The organism is Streptomyces sp. NPDC051104 (assembly GCF_040682835.1).
Lineage (GTDB): Bacteria > Actinomycetota > Actinomycetes > Streptomycetales > Streptomycetaceae > Streptomyces > Streptomyces cynarae.
In genome coordinates this window covers 1-14,543 of the sequence record NZ_JBFBBS010000075.1, presented here as the reverse complement: position 1 = coordinate 14,543, position 14,543 = coordinate 1, and the positions used below count along the sequence as shown (strand labels likewise).

At 73.5% G+C, this 14,543-nt stretch carries 14 protein-coding genes and 2 pseudogenes; 8 read left to right on the top strand and 8 right to left on the bottom strand.

Translation table 11 applies throughout. The features are described 5' to 3' along the window. Window positions 1-67: 67 nt before the first annotated feature. Window positions 68-748, bottom strand: a pseudogene (locus AB0N14_RS38365) (IS630 family transposase); the annotation flags it as partial. A 43-nt stretch (window positions 749-791) separates the two neighbouring features. Further along, complete coding sequence (locus tag AB0N14_RS38360; RefSeq protein ID WP_366030340.1) at window positions 792-1,985, bottom strand: hypothetical protein; 1,194 nt, start codon at window positions 1,983-1,985, stop codon at window positions 792-794. 238 nt (window positions 1,986-2,223) lie between these two features. Here AB0N14_RS38360 and AB0N14_RS38355 point away from each other — a divergent pair, with 238 nt between their 5' ends. Then, window positions 2,224-2,523, top strand: a complete 300-nt coding sequence (locus tag AB0N14_RS38355; RefSeq protein WP_366030339.1) for a DUF5133 domain-containing protein — start codon at window positions 2,224-2,226, stop codon at window positions 2,521-2,523. Here AB0N14_RS38355 and AB0N14_RS38350 read toward each other — a convergent pair. Both AB0N14_RS38350 and AB0N14_RS38345 read right to left on the bottom strand, forming a co-directional pair. After that, entirely contained in the window at window positions 2,512-2,718 is a 207-nt protein-coding gene (locus AB0N14_RS38350) for a hypothetical protein (RefSeq protein ID WP_200422972.1), read from the bottom strand. The two genes, AB0N14_RS38355 and AB0N14_RS38350, sit on opposite strands and share 12 nt — an antisense overlap. A 173-nt stretch (window positions 2,719-2,891) precedes the next feature. Then, window positions 2,892-4,270: pseudogene (locus AB0N14_RS38345) on the bottom strand (alginate lyase family protein). Between the two features lie 226 nt (window positions 4,271-4,496). Between AB0N14_RS38345 and AB0N14_RS38340 the strand changes: the two are divergent. Both AB0N14_RS38340 and AB0N14_RS38335 read left to right on the top strand, forming a co-directional pair. Further along, entirely contained in the window at window positions 4,497-4,982 is a 486-nt protein-coding gene (locus AB0N14_RS38340) for an Lrp/AsnC family transcriptional regulator (RefSeq protein WP_366030342.1), read from the top strand. A 178-nt stretch (window positions 4,983-5,160) separates the two neighbouring features. After that, the gene (locus tag AB0N14_RS38335; protein ID WP_366030337.1) at window positions 5,161-5,646 is read left to right on the top strand and encodes a DUF2000 domain-containing protein; all 486 of its coding nucleotides are present in this window, start codon (window positions 5,161-5,163) and stop codon (window positions 5,644-5,646) included. An 18-nt stretch (window positions 5,647-5,664) separates the two neighbouring features. Here AB0N14_RS38335 and AB0N14_RS38330 read toward each other — a convergent pair whose 3' ends face one another. Both AB0N14_RS38330 and AB0N14_RS38325 read right to left on the bottom strand, forming a co-directional pair. Beyond that, a complete protein-coding gene (locus AB0N14_RS38330) occupies window positions 5,665-6,462 on the bottom strand; it encodes an N-formylglutamate amidohydrolase (protein WP_366030336.1) in 798 nt (265 codons plus the stop codon). A 64-nt stretch (window positions 6,463-6,526) separates the two neighbouring features. Further along, window positions 6,527-7,393, bottom strand: a complete 867-nt coding sequence (locus tag AB0N14_RS38325) for a fructosamine kinase family protein (protein ID WP_366030335.1) — start codon at window positions 7,391-7,393, stop codon at window positions 6,527-6,529. 231 nt (window positions 7,394-7,624) lie between these two features. On the opposite strand from AB0N14_RS38325, the gene AB0N14_RS38320 reads away from it, so the two are divergent. After that, complete coding sequence (locus AB0N14_RS38320) at window positions 7,625-8,485, top strand: polysaccharide pyruvyl transferase family protein (RefSeq protein WP_366030334.1); 861 nt, start codon at window positions 7,625-7,627, stop codon at window positions 8,483-8,485. Window positions 8,486-8,664: 179 nt separating this feature from the next. Here AB0N14_RS38320 and AB0N14_RS38315 read toward each other — a convergent pair whose 3' ends face one another. Continuing rightward, window positions 8,665-9,672, bottom strand: a complete 1,008-nt coding sequence (locus tag AB0N14_RS38315; protein WP_366030333.1) for a Ppx/GppA family phosphatase — start codon at window positions 9,670-9,672, stop codon at window positions 8,665-8,667. A gap of 247 nt (window positions 9,673-9,919) precedes the next feature. Here AB0N14_RS38315 and AB0N14_RS38310 point away from each other — a divergent pair, with 247 nt between their 5' ends. The 4 genes from AB0N14_RS38310 to AB0N14_RS38295 are packed head-to-tail and all read left to right on the top strand — an operon-like array spanning window position 9,920 to window position 13,789. After that, window positions 9,920-10,942, top strand: coding sequence for an NAD-dependent epimerase/dehydratase family protein (locus AB0N14_RS38310; protein ID WP_366030332.1), 1,023 nt, complete (start codon window positions 9,920-9,922; stop codon window positions 10,940-10,942). Further along, on the top strand, window positions 10,939-11,901 hold the full coding sequence (locus tag AB0N14_RS38305; protein WP_366030330.1) for a glycosyltransferase family 9 protein: 963 nt from the start codon (window positions 10,939-10,941) through the stop codon (window positions 11,899-11,901). Before AB0N14_RS38310 ends, AB0N14_RS38305 begins: the two co-directional genes overlap by 4 nt. A 47-nt stretch (window positions 11,902-11,948) precedes the next feature. Next, window positions 11,949-12,791: a glycosyltransferase gene (locus tag AB0N14_RS38300; RefSeq protein WP_366030341.1), complete on the top strand. Its 843-nt coding sequence runs from the start codon at window positions 11,949-11,951 to the stop codon at window positions 12,789-12,791. Then, window positions 12,788-13,789, top strand: a complete 1,002-nt coding sequence (locus AB0N14_RS38295) for a glycosyltransferase (RefSeq protein ID WP_366030329.1) — start codon at window positions 12,788-12,790, stop codon at window positions 13,787-13,789. Before AB0N14_RS38300 ends, AB0N14_RS38295 begins: the two co-directional genes overlap by 4 nt. Before the next feature lie 63 nt (window positions 13,790-13,852). Here AB0N14_RS38295 and AB0N14_RS38290 read toward each other — a convergent pair whose 3' ends face one another. Next, window positions 13,853-14,047: a DUF2795 domain-containing protein gene (locus AB0N14_RS38290; protein WP_200422965.1), complete on the bottom strand. Its 195-nt coding sequence runs from the start codon at window positions 14,045-14,047 to the stop codon at window positions 13,853-13,855. Window positions 14,048-14,543 lie beyond the last annotated feature (496 nt).

Genomic DNA, 14,543 nt, shown 5'->3' with positions numbered 1-14,543 from the left:
GGTGAAAGTCCCGCCCTTCGCCCGAAGGGCGGGACTTTCACCACACGCCCCAGTCTTCTGAGTCAGGCACCTTGCCGGTGGCCACCTCCAGAGCGGCGATCAGGGTGGTGGTGCCGGCGCGTACGTGGTCGTGGGTGACCCGCTGCGGGACGCCCGGCATCATCGGCAGCACCGGCTGAGAGCGGTCCAGGGCCTGGATCTGCGACTTCTCGTCCACACAGAACACCAGAGCCCGCTCGGGCGGATCCAGGTAGAGACCGACCACGTCGTGGACTTTGTCGACGAAGTACGGGTCGGTCGACAGCTTGAACGTCTCGGTGCGGTGGGGCTGCAGGCCGAAGGCCCGCCAGATCCGCGCCACGGTCGACTGCGACAGGCCCATCTCCTTGGCCATCGCCCGCGTCGACCAGTGCGTGGCGTTCTTCGGCGTACTCTCCACCGTTTTGGTGACCACGGCGGCGACCTGTTCGTCGGTGACCTTCCTGGGCCCTCCCGAGCGGGGCATGTCACCCAGGCCGGCGATCCGGTGTTCGACGAACCGGGCCCGCCGGCGTCCCACCGCCGGCGGGGTCGAGCCGAGCTGGGCGGCCACGTCCTTGTTCGACGCCCCGCTCGCACAGGCCAGGATGATCCGGCACCGCAGAGCCCACGCCTGCGGCGTGGAACGGCGCCGCACCCATCCCTCCAGCGCGGCCCGTTCCTCGTCCGACAGGATCAACTCGGCCTTCGGCCACCCCGTACGCGCCACCCCGCAACCCTACACATCTGAACAGAATTCCTGACTCAGAAGACTAGGGCTGCTCGGAGTCCCCGGAGTCGGGCGGCCCGGCCGGGGAGGTGTCCGGGGAGGGCTCCGCCCCGGGGGCGGTGTCACCGTTCTGCGGGCCCGGCACACCGAGCGACTTCACGCCGTCCACCACGCGCTCCAGGGGCTTGGCCAGAGTACGCAAGGAGAAACCTTCCCTCTTGCGTGGCCGACGCGGTGCGGGCAGCGCGCCGGCCTCCTGGTAGGCCGCCAGCGCCTCGTGGGCGAGTTCGGCCGCCTCCCGGTACATGTCCCGCGACTTCGTCATGGCCTCGAGCGCCTCGGCGTAGGCGGCGAGCCGGCGGCGCGCCATGGCCAGTTCCTCCTCGAGGGTGGTCAGATGCCACTGCTCGCGCAGCGCGGACAGGGCCTCCTCGGCGCCCTCGGGCAGGGGCGCGGGCTGCTCGGCGAAGCGCCGCACGGTGTCGAGGAGTTCCGTGGGGCGCGAACCGTCGAGGAACACCGTGCGTACGCTGAACCCGTTGTCGTCGGCGCCGGGACCGGACGGCGCCGCGGGCAGCACCACGGCACCGCCCCGAGGCACCCGTGCCCCGAGGTCGTAGAGGGCCCAGTTGACCACCTGGAACTGCTCGGGCGCGGCCCGGTGTTCCACGACGCGGTGCCTGAGGCCGGGCGGCAGCAGCGGTGCGAGGGGGCGCAGGCCGCGCTCGTCGGGAGTCATCGCCTCGTGGACGACCACATGGATGCTCCACGAGTGGCGCGCGCAGTCCTTCAGCAGGCGCCGCAGCGCCCGGTCCTCCGTGGGCAGCGGGTTGATCTCCCGGAAGCGCAGCCCCGGCACCACGTCGTGGTCCCAGGGCACGTCCGGGTCGTCGGGCCAGAAGACGGTGGCCGGAGAGGGCCAGTTTAGGTCCCAGGCCCGGTCCGCCTCGGCCACCAGCACCCAGTCCTGGGCGCCGTCCTTGTCGTCGGGCGCCCCGACGTCGAGGCGGGCCCGTACGACGACATCGTCCTCGACGAGCCACCGCGCCTCGAAGGCGCGCGCGGGCGCGCCCTCCCGGGAACCGTCGTACTCGGTCTCGTCCTGGATGACCTTCTCGCTCTTCAGCTCACGCAGGCGGCGGCGGACGGCGTCCTCGGCGCCCGGGCCGGGGTGTCGCCCGCGGGCCGGCCACACGGTGTCGGGAGCCGTGGCACGGGCGGTGGAGGACTTTGCCATGGATCACTCTGGTGGAAGGGGACAGGGGCGCCTCCCAGTATGGTCCGCGCACGTCAACGGCCGGGAGGGGAGGGTGGGTCGTGATCGCGTGTCGCGCCGTGGCCCGGTCCGCGGAGCGTGAGCCGTGCGGGAGGAGAGGGTCGAGATCGGGCCAAAAGCGGGCCGTGTGAGATGAGTTGTGCATGCTTCGCCCGAGACGGGGGAGCCGGGACGGAAAAACCAGAGAAAGGGCCCGACTGTGCTCGTTCCCGATCCCAAGGCCGTCAGAAGACTGCTGACCCGGTACGCGTCCCTGCGGATCGCGCTCGCCGAGCGGGAGACACCCGAATTGGCGCGAGAGCTGGCGGATGTCAGCTACACGCTGTGCGTCATGACGGGGACCAAGGACGTGCGCGACGCCGTCGCCGCCGCCGACGCGCTCCTCGAGGGCAGCCTGAAGCACGTCCCGCAGCAGCCGCACCGGACCGGAATCACGGCCCCGGGGCCCGGCCCCGTCCCCGGCGCGGTGATTCCGGACCGGGAGTCGCTAAGGCAGTAGCTTGTCCAGCGCGGCGTGCCCCTCGGAGGCGAGCTTCCGCTCCGCCCAGGCGAGGGTCCTGGGGGTGATGTCCCGCCCCGAGGCGAGGACCAGATCCTCCGCCGAGGTCTCGAGCGGGCACGCGTGCAGCAGCTCGTCCGGCGTGGCACGGTCATCGGCCGGACGACGCGACGCATCAGGCTGTGACGTCGACATTCTGTCTCCTCTGCGAGTCGATCCTCCCCTCACCTTTCCCCCAGACGGCGCAGCGCGCATCCCGAAAGGGCCGGGATCGGCGCTCCTGTACGGGCCGTAGCGGGGCGGGCGCCCCGTGTGTGCGAGGAGGAGACGCCGGCGGTCGTACGACGGTCGGCCGCCGGCCCTTCGGCTCACGCGCTGTCGCGCCCGGCGCGCCTGCGGCGGCGCAGCAGGAGCAGCCCGCCCGCGACGGCGGTGACGCCCGCGGCGGCGGTCCACGCGGGGACGTCCGAGGAGCCGGTGTTCGCCAGGCCCCGGTGGCCGCGCCGGACGCGGGCGTCGGGGACGCCGTCGCCTCGGCCGTGGACGCCCGGTCGCGGGTGAACGTCAGCGTGCCGAAACCGAGCTGGTCGTATCCGCCGCTGTTGGGCCCGTAGTCCCCGCCGCCGCCCTCCGGGGCCGTCCTGGCCGCGATCCGCGTGACGTAGGGAGCGTCCAGCCCCCGGCGCTCGGTGTAGTGGTTGGCGATCATGGCCCAGATCGGGCGGGTCATGGCCGGATCCACGGCGGCCGCCTTGCTGGTCGTCTCACTGCCGGACCAGACGCCCGATGCGCCCTTCTTCCGGGTCAGCGCCGTGTAGGGCACCGATCCGCCCATGCTCCACTTGGCCACGTACTGGGCGCCCTTGAGGAAGCGGCTGTCGTCGTACCCGTACAGGTCGATGCCCTGGTTCCAGGCCATCTCGCACACCGTGGCCATCAGGCCGACGCCGAGCAGGGCGTGGCCCTGGTCGCGGCCCGCCTCGGCCCATTCGGCGAGGCCGTCCGGGTGCACCACGAGGATGGCGTTTCTGAGCGAGCCCATGCCGTCGCCGTTCCGGAAGTAGGAGACCGCCTGGTCGACCGCGGTGCGGTCGTCGCAGAGGATGCCGACGGCGAGGACACAGGCCATCGCGGCCAGGTCCCAGTTGGTCCAGTAGTTGCTGACGTAGGCGCCGTTGTGGTGGGTGAGGAAGTCGGAGCTGACCGGAAGGAAGACGGACCGCATCATCTTCTGGAAGCGGGCCGACTCGAACCCGTCGCGGTCGCGCACGAGTTCGGCGGCGTTGGCGAACTGGTAGCCGTACAGCCCGGCCGCGGGGAACCGGTCCGCCGTGCCGTCCAGCTTGGTCAGAGGTGCGGACCACGCGTTGAGGATGGCCACGGCGGCGTCCGCGTGCGCGCTGTCGCCGTTCACGTGCCAGCGCAGGGCGTTCTGGTAGGCGGCGTGGACGTCGTTGTAGAGAACCCTGTAGTTCTCCGGTGTCCCCGATCCCCGGTAGACCGTCGCCGCCGGGCGGGCCGTCCAGGTGCTCTGCGCGTGCGGGTTGGCGGTGAGCCTGGCGAAACCCGCCGTGTAGGGAGCGGCGCCCGCCTTCACCTTGGCCTCCATGTGGTCCAGGTCGGCCTGGGTGTGCAGCAGTCCGGGGTGCGCGAAGGCCGTGCCCGCCGCCGACGCCCCGGGTGCGGGGACGGCGGCGGTGACGGCGCCCGCGCCCGCGGCCGCGGCCGTACCGGCGATCTTCAGCATGCTCCGGCGGCTGATCTGTGCTCTCACGTGCGTGGGTCCTCGGTCTCGTCAGATGGTCGATGCGGGGATTACGCACAGGAGACGGCCCGGGGCCCGGCCGACAACAAAAAGTGCGCCCGCCTCGACGGACCGGCGCACACCGGAAGGACGCGGCCTTCGAACGTGCACCTGTGTGGAGATTCCCCACTACCGCCGAACGTCGTACGGCATAGTGAGCGGCATGGACATGGACGCACTGGACCGCTCCCTGCTGCGGGAGCTGCAGGAGGACGCACGGCAGACCAACCGGGAGCTGGCCGCGCGGACGGGGGTCTCCCCGTCCACCTCGCTGGAGCGGGTACGGCTGTTGCGGGAGCGCGGGGTCATCACGGGCTACCACGCGGCCGTGGACCTGGAGGCGGTGGGCCGCCCGGTCCAGGCGCTCATCTCGGTCCGCATCCGGCCGCCGGCCCGTCCCGTCATCGAGGGGTTCCGTGAGTGGGCGGCCCAACTGCCCGAAGTCATCGGCTTGTTCGTCACCTCCGGAGCGCACGACTTCCTCATCCACGTCGCCGTCCCGGACGTCAACGGCGTCTACGCTTTCGTCATCGACCGGCTGACCGAGCGCCGTGAGGTCGCCGACGTGGCGACCACCATGGCCTACGAGCACGTCCAGCCCCGCCGTATCGAGCCCGCCGCCGAACGCCCGGCGGCCCCGCGCAGGCAACGGTGACGGGCACCGCTCCATGCCCGCACGTTCGGCGCCACATCCGGCGACTTGCCGCATGAAGTGCACCACCAGTGGTCATGCGGCTGCGATTACCTGCGAAAGTTCGGCAGTCAAGCGTCAGATCCGCACATTCGCCTAGCATTCTCGGCATCAGCCGCAGAAAGGCTCAGGAGACAAGCTCATGACCGACGAAAACACGACCGACCCGCGGATCGGCTTCACCCCCGAGGAGGTGGACCCCACCGTCTCGACCCGCGCCGCCCGGCTGAAGTGGGTCGTGGTCGTCGACCGGGACCTCCCCTCGGGTCGCGCCGTCAACGCCGCCGTCTGCGTCGCGGCGGCCACGCAGTCCGCGGTGACCGGCCTGCTCGGCGAAGACGCCACCGACGCCGAGGGCACCGTGCACCCGGGACTGCCCTGGGCCGGCTGCTCGGTCCTGGCGGCGGATGCCGACACCCTCCGCGCCATCCGCGCCAAGGCGGCCTCGTACGCCGACACCTTCGTCGCCGACATGCCGGTCACGGCCCAGGAGACGCTGGTCTACGCCGACTACCGGGCCGCCGTGGGCAAGACCGCCACCGACGACCTCGTCTACTGCGCCGTGAGCATCGTGGGCCCCCGCAACCGCGTCGGCAAGATTGTGGGCAAGCTCCCGCTGCTGCAGTGACCAGGGCGGGGACGGCCGTCAGGACACCGCGTCCACCAGGGCTGCCAGCGCCGACGCGAGGCGGGGGAGGCCGGGGCCCGCGGCAGCGCCCGGTTCGGTCATGTAGGTGTCCCGGCGGATCTCCACCATCAGGGCGGTGACCCGGGGCTGTGAGCCGTGGAACTCCAGGGGGACGTACGCCCCGGAGAAGGGGCTGTCGACCCCCGTTCCGCCGAACCCCGCGAACGCCTCACGCGCCCGGGCGAGCAGCTCCGGCGGCGTGTGGAAGGGGTCGGTGCCCAGGCACACCGGCGGCCGGGGGCCCTCGCCGTGCAGTTCGTAGGGCAGAGGGGAGGTCGGGTAGGAGTGGACGTCGAGGACGACGGCTCGCCCGGTGGCGGCCAGCCGGTCCGCGACGGCCGCCGTCATCGCCCGCGCGTACGGGTGGAAGTAGCGCCGCAGCAGCGGTTCGGGGTCGGTGCCGGCCCCTCGCAGGACCTCGCGGTGCGTGGTGCGGGTGTAGACGGCGCCCATCCCGACGGCGAGCATCTCCTCCCGCTCGTCGGGGAACCGCTCGGGATCGGCCACCAGCCGTGACAGCCGGTTGACGAACCGCCAGGGCGTGACGGTGGCGGCTTTCGCGGCGAGGCCGGCCAGTTCGCCGGTGTGCGCGTCCGTGATGTGATCCAGCTCCCGGGCGAGGGCCGTGTCGTCGAGCAGGATGCCCTCACGCACCTCCGCCGGAATCTCCCGCGCGCCGTGCGGCACATGCAGGATCACCGGAGAGTCGTCGGCGCCGGGCAACAGGTCGAACGAGGCGTCGGTGGCGCGGGACATGGCGGCTCCTCCGGGTGCGGTGACCAGGAGACCGTACCCGGCCGAGGGACACGCGTGCGGTGGGTCAGGCCGCCAGGGCCGCGCGGGCCGCCGCGAGCGCCTGTCCCGCGTAGCCGCCGCCGAACAGCACCGTGTGGACCAGCAGCGGGAAGAGCTGGTGCAGCCCGATCCGGTCCCTCCAGCCGTCGGCGAGCGGAGCCGCCTCCTGGTATCCGGCCAGCACCCGGTCCAGGTGCGGGCAGCCGAACAGGTGCAGCATGGCGAGGTCGGTCTCCCGGTGTCCGCCGTGCGCGGCCGGGTCGATCAGCCAGGCGTGGCCGTCGGCGCCCCACAGCACGTTGCCGTTCCACAGGTCGCCGTGCAGCCGGGCGGGCGGCTCCGCGGGACCGGCCAGCTCCGGCAGCCGCTCGCAGACACGTTCGAACAGCGCCGCCTCGGTGGACCGCAACGTGCCGTCGTCGACCGCACGGCGCACATAGGGCAGCACCCGGTGCTCGGCGTACCAGCTCGGCCAGTCCTCACCGGCGACGTTGCGCATCGGCGCGAGGCCGATGTACGCGTCCTCGGGACCACCGGGCGGCGGGGCGCCGAACGCGGGCGCGCCGACCGCGTGCAGGGCCGCCAGTTCGCGGCCGAAGCGCACCGCTGCCTCGGCGCTGGGGCGCCCGGACGTGACACGGTCGGACACCAGCCAGTGCTCGTCGTGACCGTGCACGGCGGGGACGCGCACCGTGCCGGCGTCCGCCAGCCAGCGCAGCCCGGCCGCCTCGGCCCGCAAGGAGCCGGGGGCGCCGCCGCGCTTGACCATCACCACCCGGCCACCGTCGAGGACGACCTCCGTGAGCGCACCGGACGCCGGGCGCTCACCGGTCACCGGACGCCCGGTGAACCGGGCCGCCGCGGCCCCGGGTCCCTGATCGGCTTCGGTCATGGCGGGCACCTCGTCGACAGAACTCCGTGAACTCCCCGGCCCGCGCCGTACGGGCTCCGACGGCCCGGACGATACCGCAGCCGTCCGGCGCGCGGACGCGGTGACCGTGAACGACGGCCGGGATGGCTGCGAACCTCCGCGGAGATGAGTGAGCACGTTACGAGGGGGCACTCGTGAGGCGTTGTGTGTGCGAGGAATCTGAGGACTCTGCTGACCGGATGGTTCAGCTTTGTGGACGGCGAGGCCACCGCGGGAGATGTACTGGCCCTGCGGCGGGTCGAGGACGTGCTGCGTCACCAGGGGATCCCCTACGACGTGGCGTGGAGCCCCGGCTTCCGGCCGTCGGCGCTGCACCTGGACGACGTACGGCCCGCCTCGTATTCGCATCTGATCTTCATCTGCGGGCCGCTGCACGGACCCGGGATCGAGGAGCTGCACCGGCGCTTCGCGCACTGTGTGCGGATCGCGGTCGGCACCTCCGTGCTGGACGCCGACGACCCGGCCGTCACCGGATTCCACCGGGTCCTGCCGAGGGACGCGCCCGCCATGGGCCCGGTTCCCGACCTGTCCACCCACGCGCCGAGCGAGACGACCACGCCGGTCGTCGGGGTGATCCTCACGCACGGGCAGCGCGAGTACGGGGAGCGGCGCCGGCACGACGAGGCCGCCGAGACGGTCACCCGGTGGCTGGCCGGCAAGGACTGCGCGCGCGTGGAGCTGGAGACCCGGCTCGACAGCCACGACTGGCGGCTGTGCGCCACGCCCGGGCAGTTCGAGTCCGTGCTGTCCCGGATGGACCTGGTGGTCACCGACCGGCTGCACGGGCTGGTGCTCGCGCTGCGCGGTGGAGTACCGGCCCTGGCCGTGGACCCCGTCGAGGGCGGCGCCAAGCTGACCGCCCAGGCCGAGGCCTGCGGCTGGCCCGCCCTGGTCCCCGCGGACCGCCTCACCACCCGGCGGCTGGACCACTGGTGGCAGTGGTGCCTGACCTCCGGCCGGGTCGCGGCCCGGCAGGTGCGCCGCGAGTTCCTGGAGGACCCGGACGACGACAACGCCCCGGCACTCGTGGCGGCCCTGACGGACCGGGCCTGAGAGGCGACCCGGCGTCCGGGCCGGCCACACACCGCGGGGTCACCTGCTCGGGGTGACGCCCTGCACGCGGAGACGGGTGACCCGTGCACGCGGAGACGAGGGGGCGGCCCTCACGGCGACGACCGGGCCGCGGAGCGCTCCAGCCCCGCGGCCCGGTCGTCGGCCTGCGTGTGTCCCGGTCAGGCCGTCGGTTCCGCCACGCGCAGCGGGACGGCGGCACCCGACAACGTCTCCTCACCGTCCCGCGCGACCTTCGACCACCAGCCGAGGCCGTCCTCGATGGACCGCAGCAGCACACCCTCCCTGACCGCCCACGGGCAGATGGTCACCGTCTCGAAGTTCGCCAGCTTCATGACGGTGTGGGCGACCAGGGCACCGGCCAGGCTCTGGCGGGCCCGTGGCGCGGAGATGCCCGGCAGGTCGGCCCGTTCCGCCGACCGGCGGGAGGCCAGGGCGTCGATGGACCGCCGCAGATCCGCACGGCGCAACTCACGGTGCACGAACGGGCCGTGCCGCCCCGGTGGCGCCCCGCACAACCGTGCCAACTGCTGGAACGTGCGTGAGGTCGCCACCGCCGTGCAGGGGCTCTCCCAACGGGCGCGCGTGGCCACGTCGCGCAGCTGGTGACGCACGTTGCGCCGCAGCGCCTTGATGTCCGCCGGGGTGGGCGGATCGTTCTCGGCGAAGAACTCACGGGTCAGCCGGTTCGCACCGAGCGGCAGCGACGCGGCGAAGTCCGGCAGGCTGCCCCGGCCCAGCGCGACCTCCAGGGAACCGCCGCCGATGTCGAGCAGCGCCAGCGGTCCGGACCGCCAGCCCAGCCACCGCCGTGCCGCGAGGAACGTCAGCTCCGCCTCCACCTCGCCGGGCAGCGTGCACAGGGCCACACCCGTCTGGCCGCGCACCGCCTCCAGGACCTCCCGCCGGTTGGGCGCGGCGCGCACCACCGCGGTCGCGAACGCCAAGGGCGGCCCCGAGCCCCACCGCTCGGCCGTCGCGGCGGCCTCGGCGACCGACTGGGCCAGTTGCTCCACCGCCGCGTCCGCCATCCGCCCGTCCGCGTCCGTCTGGTCGGACAGCCGCTGCTTCCACTTCGCGGTGTGCACCGGGAGGGGCACACCGCGCTCCACGTCCGCCACCATCAGACGGATCGTGTTCGAACCCACGTCAATCACGCTCACCCGCATGGCGGCGAAGTACCCCGTTCGGCCCGGGAGATGCCGGGCGGTCCGTCCGACCGCGCGGTTTCACCCGTACGAGCCACGACGAGCCACCGTGGCCGCCACGCGGTCGGCGGTGCGGTACCCGCGCCCCTGTGGCACGCCCTCACCGCAGGCCGGAGCATGAAAACGACTCGCCGGGGCACTCGACCGCCCGCCGCGCGCAGGCGTGCATCACCCAACGGCGGAAGGAAGGCGGAAGGACCACGTGCTGATGACGCCGACGACCACGTTCTCCCCGCTGCCGACGGCCCGGCCCTTCTGGAGCCGCGCCGCGGTGACCGGAGGCGCCGGGTTCCTCGGCTCGCACCTGTGCGAGCGTCTCCTGGACAGCGGGATCGATGTCGACTGCGTGGACGACCTGGCGTCGGGATCGGTGGCCAACATCGCCCATCTGACCGGCCGGCCGGGCTTCCGGTTCGTGGAGTGCGACATCGCGCGGCCCGAAAGCCGCGGAGCCCTCGCCGGCCCCTACGACGTGGTGCTGCACTTCGCCGGTCCCGCCTCCCCCGCCGACGCCGGGGGCCGCGCCCTGGAGACGATCGCCGCCTGCGGCCTCGGCACGCGCAACGCGCTGGCCGTCGCCGACCGGGACGGCGCCCGCTTTCTGCTGGGCTCCTCCTGCCAGGTCTACGGCGATCCGGCGGTGCACCCGCAGCGGGAGGACTACTGGGGCGACGTCGATCCCGTGGGACCGCACAGCGCCTACGACCAGTCCAAGCGGTTCGCCGAGGCGCTCACCACCGCTCACGCGAGCGCCCGGGGTACCGACGCGGGAATCGTACGGGTGTTCAGCACCTATGGCCGCCGGATGCCTGCGGACGGCCGCCAGGCCATCCCCACCTTCATCCGGCAGGCACTGGCCGGGGAACCGGTCACCATCGAGGGCGACGGCCGCCAGACCCGCTCACTGTGCTACGTCGACGACACCGTCGACGGCGTCCTGCGGGTCGCCGCCAGCCGGTCCGTGCGGCCCGTCAACATCGGCGGAGACGAGGAGACCACCGTCGAGGAGATCGCGCGCCTCGTGATCGCCCTCACCGGCTCGGACGCGCGCCTGACCTTCGTCGACCGGGACCCGGGCGATCCCGCGCGGTGCCGCCCCGACACCACCCTCGCCCGCGAACTCTTCGGCTGGGTACCGAAGGTGACCTGGGAGGAAGGCCTCAAGCTGACCATCGCCGCCTTCACGGACAGGACCCCGGAAGCAGTGGCGCACGGGGGAGGGGCGCCGTGAACGCGCTCGTCGTGCGGCTCGGCGGCTTCGGAGGCGTCCTGCTCACCGGTCCGGCCGTCAGAGCGGTCGCCACCCGGGCCGGCCCCGTGACGGTCCTGTGCGGCCCCCGCGGCGCCCCCGCCGCCCGGCTGCTGCCCCATGCCGACGACGTCCTCGTGGCGGAGGACGCCCGGCAGGGCGCCGACCCGCCGGCCGAGGCCGCGGCGGACACCGACCGACTGCTGCGGCACCTGCGCGAGGGCTCCTACGACGTGGCGCTCGACCTCACCCCGTCCCACCGAAGCCCCCTGCCGGCCGGGGAACTGCTGGGCACGGCCCGGGTGCCCCGCGTCGGAGTCGTCGGCCACATCGACAGCCCGGCCCGGCGCCCGCAGGGCCGCCACGAGGCCGAGGCGGCACTTCAGACGGCGGCCGACCTGGGCTTCTCGCTCCGCGACGGGGACGACGGACGGCTGCGTGTGGTGCCGTCGCCCGACACCGCCGGCCTCACCGGCAACGGCCCCTACGTGGTGGTCCACCCCGGCGCGGGCACGCCGAACCGCGCCTGGGACCCCGACGGTTGCGCGGAGGCGGTCGCCCTGCTCGCCGACGCGGGCCATCGCGTCGTCGTCACCGGCGGTCCGCACGAGACCGCCCTGACCCGGTACGTCAGCGGCGGCACGGCCGTGGACCTCGGCGGCCGTACCGACGCGCGGACCCTGGCCGGGGTGGTGCGGGCCGCCGACGTCGTCGTCACCGGCAGCACGGCCCCCGCCCAGCTCGCCGCCGCCACCGGCACCCCCGTCGTCTCGGTCCGCTCCCCTCTGGACCCGCGCCGGCGCCCCTACGGAGTGCCCGGCGTGCTCCTCGGCGACGAGACCGGTCCCCGCGCGGACACGGGCGCCCACCCGGACCTCAACGAGATCACGGCCCACGACGTGCTGCGCGGCGTGCAGAAGCTGCTCCAGGAAGGCGCGTGAAGGACATCGACGCGCCCGAGCGGCACGCCTCCCGCATCACCGTCGCCATGATCACCCGCGACCGCCGTGACAGCGTGCTGCGCACCCTCGACCGGCTGGCCGACCTGCCGGAGCGGCCCCCGGTCATCGTCGTGGACAACGGCTCCGGCGACGCGACCGTGGACGCCGTACGCGACCACCCACTGGGCGTGCGCGTCCTGGTCGCCGGACGCAACACCGGCGCGCTGGGCCGCAATCTCGCGGTACGGCACGCCGCGACGCCCTACGTCGCCTTCAGCGACGACGACTCCTGGTGGGCGCCGGGCGCCCTGGACACCGCCGCGGACGTCCTCGACGCCCACCCGCGGCTCGGCCTGCTGGCCGCCCGCACCCTGGTCGGCCCGGACGCCGCCGAGGACCCGCTGAACTCCGTCCTCGCGCGTTCGCCGCTGCCGCCCGACCCCGACCTCCCCGGCCGCCCGGTGCTCGGATTCCTCGCCTGCGCGGCGGTGGTCCGCCGCCGGGCCTTCCTGGAAGCAGGCGGCTACCACAGGGTGCTGTTCTTCGGGGGCGAGGAGACCCTGCTGGCCTACGACCTCGCGGCCCGCGGCTGGGGCGTCACCTATGTGCCGTCGGTGACGGCCCACCACCACCCGGACCCCGGCGAACGCCCCGGCCGCTCGGCGGTCCAGCGGCGCAACGCCCTGCTCACCGCATGGCTCCGCCGGCCCGTCACGGTGGCACTGGGCCACACCGCCCACCTCGCCGCGGCGGCGGCCCGCGGCGAACGCGACGCCGCGGCGGCGCTGCGCGGCGCGATCGCCCGGCTCCCCGCGGCCCTCAGAGACCGCGAACCGCTGCCCGCACGGATCGAGCACGCCGTTCGCCTGCTGGAGCGGGCCACCCCATGAGCACCGACGACCGAGGACGAGCGGACATGCCCCACGACCCCTCTCACGTGCCCGCCACGACACCCGGGAACGACACCGGCACCCCGCACGGCGACGACCTCCACCCCGACCGCCGGACCACGGTCGTCGTGATCACCCGGGACCGCCGCCCGGAACTGCTGCGCACCCTGCGGACCCTGCGGGACCTTCCCGAGCGACCCCAGGTCGTCGTCACCGACAACGGATCCACCGACGGCACCGCCGAGGCCGTCACCCGGTACTTCCCCGAGGTCCGGCTGCTGCGTCCCGGACGCAACCTGGGAGCGGTCGGCCGCAACCTGGCCGTGCGCCACGTACGGACGCCGTATGTGGCGTTCTGCGACGACGACACCTGGTGGGAACCGGGATCGCTGCGGCGGGCCGCAGACCTCCTCGACGCCCATCCCCAGCTCGCGGCCGTCACGGCCCGCATCGTGGTCGAGCCGTCGGGGGAGGAGGACCCCGTCGTCGCCGAACTGCGCGACTCACCCCTCACGGGCCCCGACTGGCTGCCCGGCCCCGCCCTGGGGTCGTTCCTGGCGGCCGCGACCGTGATGCGCGTCGACGCCTTCAGGGCCGTGGGCGGCTTCCACCCCGGACTGTGGCTGGGCGGTGAGGAGGAACTCCTCGCCACCGACCTGCTGCGCCGGGGCCACTGGCTCAGCTACGCATCGGAACTGACCATCCATCACGCGGCGTCGCAGGTACGGGACAGCACCGAACGGCGCGTCCTCGGACTGCGCAACACCCTCTGGTTCACCTGGCTGCGCCGCCCCTGGCCCTCCGCGCTGCGCCGCACCTGGTACCTGATGCGCACCGTCCCCCGGGACCACGCGTCCGTGCGCGCGTTCGCGCGGGCGGCGGCGGGGCTTCCCTGGGTCCTGAAACAGCGCGATCCCGTGCCCGCCGACCTCGAGGCCCGGCTGGTCGCCCTGGAGGAGGCGAGGCGGACCTCCCCGGCCCGCAAGTACGTCGGCTGACCCCGGCCGCACGCACCGCGGCCGGGACCCCTCGGCCCCGGCCGCCGCACCTCGGATTTCGGATCACTCGTTCTCGAACACCGCCTTGCTCACCTCGGCAGGGTTCTGGAACTTCTTCTTCCCGAGATGATCGATGCGCTCGGTGATCTCCTTGGGAGCGCGGTTGTCCCGGGCGACCTTCTTCAGCTGCTCGGTATCGGCCGGGTACTCCGCGCCGGACAGTGCTTTCTGCAGATCTGTGGGGCTGACACCCGCCATGGCTCCTCCAGGCGGTGAGACGTTTCCGGTTGACACGGCGCTGCCAAAAGCGCCGGACCCCCGAGTACCCGGGGCCCGGCAGTGCCATGCGCGGACCGGGCGCGCGATCCCCGCCGTACGGCCACGGCCGGGGGATTGGCTCTCAGGCGCCACGCTCGCCGTCCCCTGTCGCGGGTGCGGGACGGCGCTGGAAGAGCGAGTAGAGCCACAGCAGCGTGGGGACGAGCAGCAGCGCACCGGCCGCCAGGGCCGCGAGGCTCGCCCCGAGGACGGACGACTGGGAGGCGCTGTCACTGACGGTGACCGACGGAGCCGGTATCGCGGGTACTGGGCGAGTCCCCAGCTCGGCAGGATCGCGGCGACGGCCATGGCCGCGACGTCCAGCTCGACCTAGTGCCCCGGCAGGCAACGTTCGCCCCGTCGCGACGCCCGGCACTCCCCCAAGCTCTCGGCTTCGCTCGAGCAGGGGGGACCCCCACCCCCAAGCTCTTCGAGC